16 protein-coding genes, 3 pseudogenes and 1 riboswitch are annotated in these 14,297 nt (G+C 39.9%); of the genes and pseudogenes, 3 read left to right on the top strand and 16 right to left on the bottom strand.

All coding sequences use genetic code 11. The annotated features are described in order from the left end of the window. Positions 1–363: 363 nt before the first annotated feature. From N9I19_RS21980 to N9I19_RS21975, 3 genes and pseudogenes are all read right to left on the bottom strand, one after another. Positions 364–3,531, bottom strand: coding sequence for a bifunctional cytochrome P450/NADPH--P450 reductase (locus tag N9I19_RS21980; RefSeq protein ID WP_317778977.1), 3,168 nt, complete (start codon positions 3,529–3,531; stop codon positions 364–366). Positions 3,532–3,702: 171 nt separating this feature from the next. Further along, positions 3,703–3,992 (bottom strand): annotated as a pseudogene (locus tag N9I19_RS25345) (TetR family transcriptional regulator C-terminal domain-containing protein). Positions 3,993–4,250: 258 nt separating this feature from the next. Then, positions 4,251–4,571, bottom strand: coding sequence for a MazG nucleotide pyrophosphohydrolase domain-containing protein (locus N9I19_RS21975; RefSeq protein WP_089363040.1), 321 nt, complete (start codon positions 4,569–4,571; stop codon positions 4,251–4,253). Between the two features lie 97 nt (positions 4,572–4,668). Between N9I19_RS21975 and N9I19_RS21970 the strand changes: the two genes are divergently transcribed. After that, complete coding sequence (locus N9I19_RS21970) at positions 4,669–5,250, top strand: LOG family protein (protein ID WP_317778976.1); 582 nt, start codon at positions 4,669–4,671, stop codon at positions 5,248–5,250. A gap of 148 nt (positions 5,251–5,398) precedes the next feature. On the opposite strand, the gene N9I19_RS21965 is transcribed toward N9I19_RS21970, so the two are convergent. The 4 genes from N9I19_RS21965 to N9I19_RS21950 all read right to left on the bottom strand — a co-directional run bounded on the left by N9I19_RS21965 (position 5,399) and on the right by N9I19_RS21950 (position 7,032). Next, positions 5,399–5,659 carry an NUDIX hydrolase gene (locus N9I19_RS21965; RefSeq protein ID WP_317778975.1) on the bottom strand — a complete coding sequence of 87 codons (261 nt, stop codon included), beginning with the start codon at positions 5,657–5,659 and terminating at the stop codon, positions 5,399–5,401. Further along, positions 5,637–5,813 carry an NUDIX hydrolase gene (locus tag N9I19_RS21960; protein ID WP_317778974.1) on the bottom strand — a complete coding sequence of 59 codons (177 nt, stop codon included), beginning with the start codon at positions 5,811–5,813 and terminating at the stop codon, positions 5,637–5,639. The genes N9I19_RS21965 and N9I19_RS21960 overlap by 23 nt, the downstream gene beginning before the upstream one ends. A 39-nt stretch (positions 5,814–5,852) precedes the next feature. After that, positions 5,853–6,278: a 3-hydroxyacyl-ACP dehydratase FabZ gene (gene fabZ, locus N9I19_RS21955; protein ID WP_317778973.1), complete on the bottom strand. Its 426-nt coding sequence runs from the start codon at positions 6,276–6,278 to the stop codon at positions 5,853–5,855. Positions 6,279–6,417: 139 nt separating this feature from the next. After that, entirely contained in the window at positions 6,418–7,032 is a 615-nt protein-coding gene (locus tag N9I19_RS21950; RefSeq protein ID WP_317778972.1) for an undecaprenyl-diphosphatase, read from the bottom strand. Between the two features lie 280 nt (positions 7,033–7,312). Between N9I19_RS21950 and N9I19_RS21945 the strand changes: the two are divergent. Further along, positions 7,313–7,497 (top strand): annotated as a pseudogene (locus N9I19_RS21945) (PLP-dependent aminotransferase family protein); the annotation flags it as partial. Positions 7,498–7,583: 86 nt separating this feature from the next. Here N9I19_RS21945 and N9I19_RS21940 read toward each other — a convergent pair. The 3 genes from N9I19_RS21940 to N9I19_RS21930 are packed head-to-tail and all read right to left on the bottom strand — an operon-like array spanning position 7,584 to position 9,672. Next, positions 7,584–8,705, bottom strand: a complete 1,122-nt coding sequence (locus tag N9I19_RS21940; protein WP_317778971.1) for an FtsW/RodA/SpoVE family cell cycle protein — start codon at positions 8,703–8,705, stop codon at positions 7,584–7,586. Between the two features lie 18 nt (positions 8,706–8,723). After that, positions 8,724–9,140: a PadR family transcriptional regulator gene (locus N9I19_RS21935; RefSeq protein WP_317778970.1), complete on the bottom strand. Its 417-nt coding sequence runs from the start codon at positions 9,138–9,140 to the stop codon at positions 8,724–8,726. Further along, the gene (locus tag N9I19_RS21930; protein ID WP_377387109.1) at positions 9,130–9,672 is read right to left on the bottom strand and encodes a sigma-70 family RNA polymerase sigma factor; all 543 of its coding nucleotides are present in this window, start codon (positions 9,670–9,672) and stop codon (positions 9,130–9,132) included. Before N9I19_RS21930 ends, N9I19_RS21935 begins: the two co-directional genes overlap by 11 nt. Before the next feature lie 287 nt (positions 9,673–9,959). Between N9I19_RS21930 and N9I19_RS21925 the strand changes: the two genes are divergently transcribed. Beyond that, positions 9,960–10,553, top strand: coding sequence for a dienelactone hydrolase family protein (locus N9I19_RS21925; protein ID WP_317778968.1), 594 nt, complete (start codon positions 9,960–9,962; stop codon positions 10,551–10,553). 22 nt (positions 10,554–10,575) lie between these two features. Here the strand turns inward: N9I19_RS21925 and N9I19_RS21920 are convergent, their stop codons facing one another. The 6 genes and pseudogenes from N9I19_RS21920 to N9I19_RS21895 all read right to left on the bottom strand — a co-directional run bounded on the left by N9I19_RS21920 (position 10,576) and on the right by N9I19_RS21895 (position 14,161). Then, complete coding sequence (locus N9I19_RS21920) at positions 10,576–10,770, bottom strand: hypothetical protein (RefSeq protein ID WP_089363010.1); 195 nt, start codon at positions 10,768–10,770, stop codon at positions 10,576–10,578. Between the two features lie 67 nt (positions 10,771–10,837). Continuing rightward, entirely contained in the window at positions 10,838–11,053 is a 216-nt protein-coding gene (locus N9I19_RS21915) for a Fur-regulated basic protein FbpA (RefSeq protein ID WP_284469740.1), read from the bottom strand. Positions 11,054–11,395: 342 nt separating this feature from the next. Then, positions 11,396–12,187 (bottom strand): annotated as a pseudogene (locus N9I19_RS21910) (methionine ABC transporter ATP-binding protein); the annotation flags it as partial. 507 nt (positions 12,188–12,694) lie between these two features. Continuing rightward, positions 12,695–12,806: riboswitch (SAM riboswitch) on the bottom strand. A gap of 293 nt (positions 12,807–13,099) precedes the next feature. Continuing rightward, positions 13,100–13,414 (bottom strand): GNAT family N-acetyltransferase, encoded by a 315-nt coding sequence (locus N9I19_RS21905; protein ID WP_317778967.1) that lies wholly within the window; start codon positions 13,412–13,414, stop codon positions 13,100–13,102. A gap of 96 nt (positions 13,415–13,510) precedes the next feature. After that, on the bottom strand, positions 13,511–13,879 hold the full coding sequence (locus N9I19_RS21900; RefSeq protein ID WP_317778966.1) for a nuclear transport factor 2 family protein: 369 nt from the start codon (positions 13,877–13,879) through the stop codon (positions 13,511–13,513). A 36-nt stretch (positions 13,880–13,915) separates the two neighbouring features. Beyond that, positions 13,916–14,161: a hypothetical protein gene (locus tag N9I19_RS21895; protein ID WP_317778965.1), complete on the bottom strand. Its 246-nt coding sequence runs from the start codon at positions 14,159–14,161 to the stop codon at positions 13,916–13,918. Positions 14,162–14,297 lie beyond the last annotated feature (136 nt).

Genomic DNA, 14,297 nt, shown 5'->3' with positions numbered 1-14,297 from the left:
TACTCATGAAATTTGCTGTTTACTCGTGAATTTCCGCTCTTTACTCGTGAGTTTTGCTGTTTTACTCGTGAATTTCCACTCTTTACTCGTGAGTTTTGCTGTTTTACTCGTGAATTCGTGCTTTACTCATGAAATTTGTTGTTTACTCGTGAGTTTCCGCTCTTTACTCGTGAGTTTTGCTGTTTTACTTGTGAATTCGTGCTTTACTCATGAAATTTGCTGTTTACTCGTGAGTTTTGCTGTTTTACTCGTGAATTCGTGCTTTACTCATGAAATTTGCTGTTTTACTCGTGAATTCTTATTTTATATCATTACTTGTGCAAAAAAAGCAGCGATCCTCTTGGAATCGCTGCTCCCTGTTATTTATGCTCCTGCCCAAACATCCTTGGCATATCTGCCATTCTCCTCTAAGGATTGCAGCCATTCTGTGGCTTCTTCTTTAGTTGTTTGATAGAAATGCATATAGCTGTCGATTAATGTTCGTTCAACATCGGGTGCCATTTTGCTTCCGTCTCCGCAGATGTATAGGTGTCCTCCTTCTTTTAATAAAGGAAGAATGTCTTGAGCGTTTTCCGCTAACCGGTTTTGGACATATGTTTTTTCTTGACCGGGACATCTTGAGAATGCGGTGTGCAGTGTTACAAGTCCCTCTTGTTCGGCTTGCACGAGTTCTTCTTGGTAGAGGAAATCGTGTTCAGGATTACGGCATCCAAAGTAAAGGTGGGCCGCCCCTAGGGTTTCACCTTTTTTCTTAAGAGCGCGACGAGCCTGAATGAAGCCTCTGAATGGTGCAATTCCTGTTCCAGGGCCAATCATGATGATTGGTTTCTCTGTTTGCTCCGGAAGCTGGAAATTGGATTGCGGCGTATTGATAAAGCAGGCTACCTTGTCGCCCTCGGAGCGTTCTGCCAAATAATTCGATGCAATTCCTTTGTATTCCCCGTTGCCGCTTAAAGCCTTCCCACGGACGACGCTGACCGTGATGCTTGCTTCTCCTTCCTTGTGGAGTGGTGAGCTTGAAATGGAGTAGTATCTTGCTTTTAAAGGTGGCAGTAAAGCCAGGAAACGTTCAAATGGGATTTCACATGCAAGGTACGTTTCTGTCAGATCAAGCATGGTCATGCGCTTGTTCAGGATTTCTCGTTTATAGGTACTGTCCTCAAGAAGATTTTCAAGTTCTTTTACATGGGGAGGACATACCGTGTGAGTGGCAAGCGCCCGAATCTGAGACCGGGTGGCTGGTTCTTGGAACTCCACATGATTGGATAGTAACTCCTCTAGTTTTATAGGTTTTCCTGTAGGAAGATGGGCAGCTTTTCCCGAATCCCCAGTCAGATTGACATAATCCTGGCCATTCAGGTTGAATCGACTGAGCACTCGCTCGACAAGTTCAGATGGATTTTGAGGAAGAGCCCCGAGATGGTCACCTTCCTGATAATGAATGCCCTCTGGCACAGTTAGCTCTATATGCCGTGTACTTCTTCCGCTTTCTACATGTTGTAATTCGAAATTCCTTTTTACAATCGATGTAAATGCATGATGGGTGCGGGCAAGTGGCGTGCCGCTTACATTACTTACGAAGTTCATCGTAATCGAGCTGACTAACCGTTCATTCATATTCACTTCGATGTTCAGGTTTTCGGCAAGATTTGGCCAAAGTGCTTCTGTCCATTTCTCGAAATCCCCTTCAAAATCATCGCTTGCATCTCCATAGCCTGTTTCTGATAGCCTCACTGCTCCTTTTTGTTCCAGCCGTTCATCAATGAAAATCGGAATGCGTTGGTACGTATTGGCCCAATTGCGGTCTCCGCAGCCAAAGACCGCATAGTGAACACCATCCAAAGTGTCATCATGACTTTCCTTCAGCCATGAAACAAAGTCATCCGCATTATCCGTGGGATTTCCATTATAAGATGCCGAAACTATGAGAACGGCCCCTTCTTGAGGAAGTCGATTGGTGTAATCATTCAAAGGGGCAACCCTGGCATTGAAGCCTTGTAGCTTCCCTGTTTCAGCAAGATCACGAGCAATCCCTTCAGCTGTTCCCATGTTTGATCCAAACAGGACGAGTAATGGTGTGCCATGCGCAGATTCGATGGAAGATGCCGTGGCTCCTTTGTCCGCAGACTTTGGTTCTGGAGAAGCAACGGTAAACGACATCGCCGGCTTTCTAGGTGAAACGCGCATGGTCAATCCGTCCGGTTTGAGAGTCAAGGTTTCTTTAACATCCAATTGATAATCTTCATGATCAATCAAGTCAAAGTGCTGTAAAACCATTCCGAGCACCAATGTCGCTTCATGAAGGGCGAACTGCTGTCCGATACAGGCTCGCTGCCCGTTTCCAAACGGTTTATAAGCATGATAAGGGATGGAATCTAAATTCTCGAACCGCTCAGGAATGAATGATTCAACGTCATCACCCCAAACGGATGGATCACGGTGAAGCTCAGGAATAAGCAGCGTGAACACATCCCCTTTCTTCACAGTGTATTTTTCGTCCAAAATGGTATCTTCTTTGGCATAAACGGAAAACGCCGGAGCTGTCGGCCACAGACGAAGCACTTCATTCAGCACCATACGGACATATTTCAGCTTTTTCACTTGTTTGTAATCAGGAACATCGTCACCCAGCACTTCATCTACTTCCTGCTGTGCTTTTTTTAACTTGTCTCTGTTATTCATGAGGAAATAGATGGCGAACGATAGGAGGCCGCTCGTCGTTTCATGTCCAGCTATTAAAAAGGTAATGATTTGAAAACGGATATTTTCATCATCCAGTGATACGCCCGTTTCAGGATCGACCCCTTTCAACATATGTGAAAGAAGGTCATCTTCTCCCTGATCACCATTTTGTTTTCGTTCAGCAATCATTTCATCCACTAGAGAGAACATATATTGAATGTCTTCCCTGAATTGTTTTTTAGACTTGACCATCAGTTTATCTTGAATGCCAAGTCGCTGCGTTTGGCTCATCGCTTCATCCAACGCACGCACCATACTGGTGACAAAAGGATGGGTGGTCTCCCGATAAAAACTGTTAAAGCGGTAATTGAACCCGCAGAGACCGATCGTATCCAAGGTCAAACGTGTCATATCTTCAGGAACATCAATCACATCAGCCGGATTCACGCGAGCCCATTTCTGAATGAGTTGGGTTGCAAGATCCACCATTTTAGCATGATACCCCTTCATTGCCTGCTGGCTAAAGCTGGGCAGCAGGATGTTATGGGCCTTTTTCCAATTCGGCTCGGCCGTTTCACTTGTGAAGAGACCATCGCCACCAAATGCTCGCACTTTTTGCAGTGAAGGACCGACTTTCTTATCAAACCTTGTTTCATCACAAATTTCTTTAGCGAGGGCAGCACTGGATACGAATGTAGAGATGCGACCAGGAAATTGGAATTGAAAAACCGGTCCAAGTTCTCGTGCCAGCTTCATATATGACTGAAGCGGTTTATCCTTATCTATTATAGGCAGGCTGCCTAGGGGGCCGTATGACTTTGGCTGTGGAAACTGAGTTGTATTTTCCATTTTATTAGCACCTCTTTTATTAGATTAAAATGCGAAATGAACGTTCATTCCGCTTAATTATTGAAAATGTCTCAAACGTGCAACCGGACAGAATCCCAAAAACTTTCTTCCACATCTGCCAAAAGTTTTGATTCAGGTTCTAGCTCCCCAATGCGGACAAGCTGCGCAAGCTCAAGAAAATGCTCCGTAAATGATGGCAATCAAAGCTGAGGAAGACAGCTCCGTAATTTCTTTTTTCTCTTTTCCTGAATCAAAGAAAGTTTTAAATATATTCAATAGCCTTGAATAGCATGACTATCTTCATTTAAAAAATGGGCTCCACTATGAATCTTTATAAAATAAAGCGCTAGATCCTGCCCTGTCGTAGAATGAACCATTGATTTGAAAATATGGTGGAACTGATTGGGAATCGAATCATCATGATTCACCCTTTTTTTATAAGATGCGGAATGAATGTTCATTTCTGTTAATGTAAGTGTATACTCATTAAAATTCCATCTCAATCGCGCATATTACCCATATTTTGTGAATTCTTTATAAACGAATAGAGACAAAAGACCTATACATCTTATTTCAACGAGTTAAACCGTCACTAAACAACATCTTTTGACTCATGAAAAAAAGAGCTGATCGTCACAGCTCTTGTACTTGTTAGCTAAAGTAAGGCTCATGCCCTTTATTAAGTTAAACTTCATGTTTACCCATTAAATGAAAAGAGCTTACGCATGATAATAGCGTTCAGATAGTTTCTTTTTATGTGCATTAAACACTTCTTCCAATGGGATATCGTACTTATTCGCAATCACAATCAAGTTACCTAGTACATCTCCCAATTCTTCTGTTAACTCCTGTTTATTCTCTTCAAACGTACCGCTTACTTCATCAGGTCTATCCCTGCCAATCTCAAGGGAGCGAATGGCGCGTGCAACCTCGCCAGTTTCTTCTGCCAAAAAGCCAATGCGAATGAAGATGTCCAATTCTGACCATCCTCGTGCTTCATAATAATCTTTTACCCATTGTTGAAATTCAGTGACGTTCATATTCATCCACCTTTCATTCAGATGATTCAAGTTTAACAAATCCCCCTGAATTTTGTATGATAAGAAAGGAAGATTACTAAATGGGAGATGTGATATTTTGAAAAGTCTAGCTGTATTTTGTGGATCAAGCATTGGTGCATCTGCTGTCTATGTAGAAGAGGCTAAAAACCTGGGTGCGGAACTGGCAAAACGTAATATTACCCTTGTTTATGGGGGCTCAAGTGTAGGAATCATGGGTGCAGTTGCAGATTCCGTTTTGGAAGCAGGCGGAAATGTAATTGGAGTCATGCCAGATTTTCTAGAAAAAAAAGAAATAGCACATAAGAGCCTGACCGAACTGATTGTCGTGGAATCCATGCATGAAAGAAAAGCAAAAATGGCTGAGCTTGCAGATGGGTTTATGGCTTTGCCAGGCGGACCAGGAACATTAGAAGAATTCTTTGAGATCTTCACTTGGGCTCAGCTTGGACTTCATCAAAAACCTTGCGGGCTCTTAAATATTAATCATTATTATGATCCTTTGGTCGCTTTATTCAATCATATGTCCGATGAGCAGTTCCTCCATGAAAAATTCCGTTCCATGGCGCTGGTAGATGTTGAACCAAATGGACTCCTTGATCAATTCAATTCATATGAACCGCCAACCGTAAAAACCTTCATTACTGAAAAACAGACCTGATCGTTCAAAAGCAACAGGCCAAGGTCAATAATGACCTTGGCTTTTCTGACCAGCTTCAAACCTAATATTTACTTTCACGCCTCATATTCACTGTTTCTTGAAGCGCCGCCCTTTTCGCATAGATCGTCACAGCACTTTCACTGCTCGATTAGGTAAAAATCAGGTTTAAATAATCACCATGCCCCTTAATAAGTTGAACTTCATGTTCAGAAGAAATCCAGAAGAAATGGAATGTCAGCCCTTCTTCATCCCTGCCACCTGTTGGCTGATAGTCCCATTCATCAGGAACATTCGATGCACAAATTTTATAAAAAAATCTGTTATGTATGGCACCATCAGCGTACTCCCAAAAATCTTCTGCAATTAAATCCTCCACATTAAAATTCTCAAGACCTGTTTCTTCTTTCATTTCCCACTGCTTGATATGTATCTTCATGAGGCTCCACTGTACCTTTGGGTATCTGTATACCCGCTTCACTAATGGGATGTTGAAAAACCAATACCTGTGTTTCTCCATTAATGGTTCTTGTCACATATCCGTAGGCTTTTCTTATCGGTATCACTTTCATTCCCCCGTTGTTGATATGAACCCTATTGAGAGATCAATCGCCAAAAGCAAATATGAGCTCTGACTCGCATACAGTTTCTCCATCAACAGTTGCCCTTCCTTTTCCTTTGCCGATAGGACCTTTTAAGCGAGTAATCTCCACTTCTAAACGTAATTGGTCCCCTGGTCTTACTTGCCTTTTAAAGCGACAATTATCGATCCCAGCCAATAGCCCCATACGCCCTTGATTTTCTTCTTTTGTAAGCATAATAACAGCACTTACTTGTGCTAAAGCCTCAACGATCAATACACCTGGCATCACTGGGTGATTTGGAAAATGCCCATTAAAAAACTCTTCATTTGCTGTTACATTTTTAATGGCCACCGCTCTCTTTCCTTCTTCCAATTCCAAAACCCTATCAACTAAAAGAAATGGATAGCGATGCATGATAATACCTTTGATTTTTTGTATATCGATCAATAGTAAGTCCCCCATTGCGATGAATTGTTTTCACTTTATTTTACCATCAGTATCATCATATGGATATTTTTGTATCTATCACACTGCACTTCGTTCAACAAAAAAAGGCTGCCTGAGCAACCCTGTTTGTTGATTTCTCTTACAAATCCTTTGATTTTTTTTCCTTCGATTTAGTTACCGGGGATAGAACCAATTGTTCATACCTCTCATAACCACCTAAAAGTTTATGAATCAAGCTTATTTTCGGAACAACAAGGTAAACCATCAAGCCTGAAATGGTACTTATAATAGCTCCTGCCAGCACATCCGCCGGAAAGTGGACACCTACCCAAATACGGGAAATGCCAACAAGGAAAGCCAGCATGATCCATAACAACCACCAACCTCTTTTGAAAAGCCAAAAGGATACACAAAACGAGAAAAACAAAATGGTATGATCGCTTGGAAATGAGTTATCCACTGCTTTTTCAATTAACTTATTAACATTTGCCAACTCAGCGAATGGTTGATTATTCGAATGTAATCCCCCTGCCATTTTCCCCATAACTTCAGCCATTACAAACGTAATCATCCCACAAACAACCATCATTCTACTCTGTTCATTTCGAGTGAACCAAATTACGATGACTCCTAAAGCCAAAAAAAATACCATGTACTCGGCAATGAAAATGGCAGAAGGATTTAAATAAGTGTATTGTTTCCCTAAGTCATTTATCATTCTAAATACATGAATATTCAGTTCAAAAAAACTCATTTCATACCCGCCTTTCCTCTTTTTCTTTCATATTAAAAGAGAAAGGGGGTAAATCTCCATCGATTTCCCTAACAGTTTAAGCTGTCATCTTACAATATTGTCACGTGGTCGCACTAACAGATCAAGAAACTTGTATTTCAAGGTGGAATTAAAGGTTTTACTTAACTTCATTGAGTGATGAAGCCTGTTTTGAATATACTTGTTAAAACCACACACAATCATATAATTGTGTAAAAAAAGGACATGATACGATGATGTAAATTCATTTGAAAATTATCCTATGAGCTGGAAACCTGTCATTGATAGAGCACTGAAACCGCTATATATGCTCATTACTTCCGGGAACGAAATTGCCGCCACATAGAAAACTGGAGATTTTTGGATATCAATGTAAGTACTGTATCGAAAGCTTTTAAAGTATGTGAATTAAATGGCTTATTATGTGCAAGAGTAGGCTTTTCTACCTGATAATATTCTCCTCAAGATTTATTGCAACTAACAAAGCTTCATCCCTTTATCCATTCCTAGTTTCTTCAAAAAAGACAGTACTCTCATATTTTCTTCAACCGTAAAACATCTTTTTTGTGATACACACTTAAAATCAAACCAAACAAGCAGGCATTAACCATCGCTGATAAAGCACCATAACTCATAAATGGCAGGGATACGCTTATTATTGGTAAGAAGCCGAGAGACATTCCGATGCTGATAGTTACCTGTGCAGTGAAAAGGGAAAGACTGCCGGAAACAAGCATTTTCCCAAATGGGTCTTTTACAGTTTGGAATATATGGGAAATTCTCCAGATCATCCATAAAAACAGCAGACCAATGAACAATGCCCCAGTCCAGCCAAGCGTATAGGTAATTGTTACAAAGATAAAATCCGTCATCATTTCATTTAAAGAATCAATCTCCCCGAGGGAACCCAAATGGCCAATCCATCCGGCATCCTCAATTAGATTTTCCAGTTTCAAATACATATACCCCGATGTCTCACTGAATTTTTCAGGCGTAACGAACGCAAAAAGTCTTTCAAATTGATAGGGCTTGATATCTTTCAAGGATATAAGCAGAAGTGAAACACATGTAGTAAGCAGGACCGCTGCAGTGATAAGGATTTTCCTTTTATTTAGGCTGCTCCTCCAGACCATTACAGCAACCATCAATGAATAAAGCACCGCCGCCTGCAAGTTAACTGTAAACAGAAACAAAAAGGCAGAACAAACGTATAAAATGGCAGCCAAATAAACATTCATCTTTTTTGATTGCAGCATTCCGGCCCAGGCAAGCAGAAAAAGTGGCAGAACCACAATCGAATCGACCGACAATAAACCCATAATATTAATTCGAGGACTGCCATTCACCCATACATTGGAAAATTGGAACTGAACAAGAATCAGACATCCGACCGTAAAGAAAACCCAGCCCCATCGCTGAAATTTCCGATAATCGAAAAAAAGAAGGCCACAGACCAAAATCACACTCCCTGCTACAGAATATACCTGCTTCAGCACTGAAAATGTATTACCATCATTAAATAAGAACCGAAACAAAAACAGGCCGGCAGCTGACATGAACAGAAACATGCTCATTAGCTTCCAATCAATCTTCGGCCTGTGCAGCTTGTCCATCTTCTGCCCAATGTCAGAGGGACTGATATGACGTAACTTCATCTAAAAAATGATCGCTTCTCAATCAGTTCCTCCTCCTTCAAACGCTGTCCGCCAACTAGAGGCGGAACCACTTTTAGCTTCCTTTTTCTTTAGCCACTTTTTCGCATGTTCATCCAAGGAATAGAGCTTCCTGTCGTCCGTTTCCCAAACAGACTGAAGCCAGCCTTCCTGCTCAAGCTCATGCAGGGTAGCATACAAGGAGCCTTCGTTATCTTCAAACTTCCGGATGCCTTTCTGGTAAAGAGATTCGTTAATTTGATAACCACTTTTCTCCTTATCCAATGATCTGAAAATGGCAATCATGATGTCTTCCTTGCTCGCATCCTGCTTTTCGATAGCAGTATGGATGGAGCTTCTATGGTTTTCCGTGAATTTCAATTCAGGAAATGTATGCTTTTTCATAGCCGATTTTAAGCGTGTTAATCTATCTTCCATCGGTCGATTCCTCCCAATAGGTTTTTAACCTTCTTTTTGCCTGGCGCATCCGGGTCTTCACCGTCCCAAGTTTGACCCCGGTAACTTCAGAAATCTCCTTGAGCTTCATTTCCTGAAAATAATGGAGATAAATGACCTCGCGATACTGGACAGGCAGCTCCATGACAGCATCAGCAAGCTGCCTATCTTCATCCTGCTGAATGACCGCTTCTTCCACATTATCGGTAGAAGTCCATTCCTGCTCCGCTTCCGCAGGCGAAACCTTTCGAAAGTACCAGCTTTTCCAATAATCCTTACAATGGTTAATAGCAATTCTCCAAAGCCAAGTCCTTATATTTGATTGTTGATTATACGCGGGCAGCGCCTTATAGCATTTGATGAAAATCTCCTGTGTAAGGTCCTCTGCCACAACTGTGTCTTTTACATAGGAATAGACCAATTGCAGAATATCCTGGCCATAAAGGGACATTATTTCATCAAGTAATGATTCTTCATCTTTCGTTTGAGACCATTTCAACACAAACTCCTCCAAAACAGTTCACACTTCCTTCCTAGATACATAGACGAGTGTACTTATAAGAAGGTTTTCTATTTTTAAAATTTCTCCCTTTGGAGTACAGCAAAAAATATGGTACCACAATCCACAGTATTATCACCTAGATAATGTTGAATTCATTGAACTAACAAGTGAGTTAGCTAAAGATCAAACTACATTTAAGGCAAACTTTTTTACTAAATAACTAATAAAATTAAGAAGAAACGATATATTAACAGGTTATTAATTTGTATAATGGAAGCATTCGTATTAGGGGGTAAAAAATGCTGCACAAACAGAACAATTCAGATACTGTAATCATTGTTATTCACGAAATTTATGGATTGAACGAACATATGCAGGGCTTTTGTGAGGCATTATCAAAACAGGACTTTGATGTCATCTGTCCGAATTTGTTAGGTCGCGAAACGCCTTTTGATTATTCCCAAGAGGAAGCTGCATATCGTCATTTTATGGAGGACGTAAGTTTTAAAGAAGCTTTACATAAAATAAGGGATATAATATCGGATGTTAAAGATGAATACAAAAAAATATTCATCATTGGATTTAGTGCAGGGGCAACTGTAGCTTGGCTGTGCAGTGAGGAAGAATGCGTCGATGGAATAGTTGGATACTACGGTTCCCGTATTAGGAATTATGTAGAATTAACGCCACAATGCCCTGCACTGCTATTCTTTCCGCAAGACGAGCCATCGTTTGATGTGGACGAGTTAATTTCAGCTTTAGAAATAAAGAATATCGAAGTGCATAAATTCAACGGAAAACATGGATTCAGTGACCCTTACAGTTCAAAATATCATGTAGAATCAGCGCATAAAGCATTTAGCAAAATGATGAAATTTATTCTGGAACAGTAAATGCATGAACTGAACGTTCAACCTAACATCGTTTTGTATTGATCCAATGTATCGAACCAGCATCACTATGGGGATGACAGTCCGTTTGAACCTTTTTGTACTCTATTTCCAATTCTTTTAAGGATAACTTCATAAGCTTTTCCACAGTCATATTTACATGATGGACCATAAGCTTATGGATTAATTCCTTCCGTCTTTCTTCCACACCTTTCCTCATTTCACCCTCTCCTTTTAATTATTTGATGGTATTAGAGGAATAACCGCCTCACCCGCATTTTCTGAAGTTAACTGAAATGATTTATCTTCAGACAGGGGGAACTGTCATCGGAATAGGATTCCTTCTCTTCAATTTTACGTATTTTAATATATTCCTTCTCTAAATCGGTTAAGGTTAATTCAAATAGATGTATGTCATTCTTTTTATAGACACCCTCGTTAATCAACTTGTTGATTAGGAAGTCTCTTTTCTTCTCAATTGCATTACGTAATAAAATCCCCATAATAAATCCTCCTTTATTATATGAACTACTACGGATTGGAACAGCCTTGGAATCGTTCAATCGGAATTTGCTGGCTGGCTCATTCACAAAAAAAACCGGTGACATCTCTTTACATTAAAGAAAAGTCTCCGGTTTTCCGGTCAATTAACCTATAATCCCTATTGAATTACTAAGTATTATTGTTACCTATACTACAAACTCTGTGCTCCGTAGTCAACAAAAAGTTTTGATTTTCTTGAATTTTATATTTTTTGATTCTGCTTTTGGGTAAGCACTTTTTTATTTTTCCGTTTGTTTCGTAAAAGGAGTACCCGAAGTAGTCCCAATAAAATTAATTTTCTAAATAATTGGGATATGGGACCCTATACTTTTCAGGAAACTTTGTGGAATCTCGTCATGTAAGACCGTTCTCACGAAGTTTTTTGCAATATCCGTTTGCGGCTTCGCAAAAACTTCGAAAACTGAACCTTGTTCAACGACGCATCCGCCCTCCATGACCGCTACCTTATTGCAAATTTCCCTGATGACAGACATTTCATGAGTGATTAGCAGAATGGTAATATTGTATTCTTTATTAATTTTTTTTAAGAGCTGCAGTACTGCACTCGTTGTTTGTGGATCCAATGCAGATGTAGCTTCATCACACAATAAGATTGATGGATTGGTAGCCAATGCCCTCGCAATTCCGATCCGCTGCTTTTGACCGCCGGATAATTGTTCCGGATAACTCTTTGCCTTGCTTGATAAGCCAACGAACTCTAACAGCTCGCCTACCCGCTTTTTGATTTCTTTACCCGGAGTTCCCGATAAAACCAGCGGCATGGCGATATTATCAAAAACGGTCTTTGAGTTAAGCAAATTGAAATGCTGAAAGATCATCCCGATTTTTTTCTTTTCAGCCCGTAATTCCTTTGGGTTCAATTTGGTTAAATCCTTGCCCCCAACAATCACCTGACCATCTGAAGGGTGTTCCAGCAGATTGACCAGTCTGATCAATGTACTCTTCCCGGCTCCGCTATAACCGACTACACCGAATATATCCCCCTTTTCCACTGTCAAATTAATGCGCTTCAAAGCCTCGACAGTCTGTTTCTTTGTTTGATAAACCTTTTTAACATTTTGAAACTCTATCATCCAATCTCCCCCCATGCTGTTTATTTGTACAAATTCATTATCAGAGAAGAGCTTTGCAAAGTTTCATAATGATCGGGTTAAATTTTCGAAACTCACGAGTAAATGCACGAAATTCACGAGTAAATGCGTGAAACTCACGAGTAAATGCGCGAAACTCACGAGTAAGTGCGCCAAATTCACGAGTAAGTGTGCGAAACTCACGAGTAAGTGCGCGAAATTTACGAGTAAGTGCGCGAAACCCACGAGTAAGTGTGCGAAACCCACGAATAAGTGTGCGCAACTCACGAGTAAATGCGCGAAACCCACGAGTAAGTGTGCGAAACTTACGAGTAAATACTCACAACTCATGATTAATGATCGAAACTCACGAGTAAATGCACCAATTCTCCAAATAACCATATACATTCTGAATAAACAAAAGAGGCCTCTTCCGTCATCAGACAGAAGAGGCCTCTTTTAGACATAAAAAAGAGTAAACTCTTAAATTAATTATCTAAGAAAAGCTCCTTCTTATCTTTCAAACTTTCGTCCGTTGGAATTAGCACAGTATTTTTACAAAAGTAAAAACCCGCTGCCGAGGTATCATAGGGCCAAGTCCCTCCACATCTCTTCATAAGAATTAACGTTATATTTAATTATGTCCTTCACTATATATTCTAATTTCCCTAAAGTCAACCATATTTTCCATCACTCTAAACATTTTCACAGTATAGTCAATTGACGTTTTTTTAATTATATTAATATAATTTCATTTCTACTTTATAATGATTTGCTCATTCTCCAGACAGGGTATTTTTCATTTTCTTCCCTTATCTTCATCATGCCTGAATTTGAATACAAACGAATTGCCCTTTGATTATCCGAAGAGACCCTTAAATGATATTCGGATACATTAAATTGCCTGAAAAAGTTTTATGCGTAGCGTACCAATTCCTTGCCAATGCCTTTACTGCGGTATTCGGGAATAAGATAAAATAGATTCACATAGCCGATTTCAGTCCCTTCATACTCCCGAATTTGAAGTTCCATTTGTCCAATTGGTTCTTGGTCCTTTTCAAGGATCACATGTCCATCCGGAAATTTGGGGACCCGTTCTTTCATTCGTTTCAGATATGTATTTTCATCTCCAAAACCATCTTCAGATCCAAAACTTACAACAAAGGAATCTTTCCTGAATTTAATGATAATGTCCTTATCTTTGTCTGTATCAATGGTACGAAAGATCAAATTCATCCACCCCTACCATTTTATTGGAATAGTTTTAAAGTAGAAAAAGCTCATTTTACTTACGATCTTTTATGATATTTTTCATAATTAAAAGGCTTAAAGAGGCCCTTTCGTTTTCGTTCCTTGATGAAAAAACATTTGCCATCTGTCATTCGTACATTTCCAGATTGAACTTCTTAAGGTATGCTCCTCTCTACCTTCATCAAAAATCCGGTACGTTGTTAATACGGTATCTTCTGACAATTGGTGCATGTCAAAATTGCTTAAGATCATGGTCACCTCACCTATTCCTTCTTCTCCGATACAATCACTTTTAGTCCATATTCGACCCGAACTGCCGAACTCAAAGAAATCATCTTTCAATAATGATGAAAGCTCTTCTGGAGATGTACGGATTTCAGGTTTTAATAATTTCTCCTCCAGCTGCTGCACGTGCGCTTTTAACGAAGACCATTCGTTTTCCATTCATTCCATCCCCTTTTACACTTATATGTGCATGAACTATGAACTACTTCCCAAGCTAATTGTAAAATCATATATAATACATACTAACAATATATCCCAGATGGTGGTGAAATTAATGATCGATGCTATCAAAGATTTTTTATCCAGTTCATTGTTAATTATCAGCTGGCTTATATTTGCGGTCAGCAGTATTTTTTTCATTTTTTCTTTTTTAACCATCTTTGCCATACCTATATTTCTCTTGTTATTTTTAACAGGGTTACTTTGCTTCTCTATTTCCAAGAAACTGGACTCACCACGGATCTCTAAGTGTTAAGAACTATTTATTCCACAGAGTCTATAATCGAGTAGGAGGAGGCGCCTAGCCTCCGACCTCTCACACCACCGTACGTACCGTTCGGTATACGGCGGTTCAGTT

Source organism: Peribacillus sp. CSMR9 (genome assembly GCF_033141925.1).
In the GTDB taxonomy this organism is placed as follows: domain Bacteria; phylum Bacillota; class Bacilli; order Bacillales; family DSM-1321; genus Peribacillus; species Peribacillus simplex_A.
Note: the sequence above shows the minus strand (reverse complement) of the source record. Positions and strands in the feature narration are given on the sequence as shown.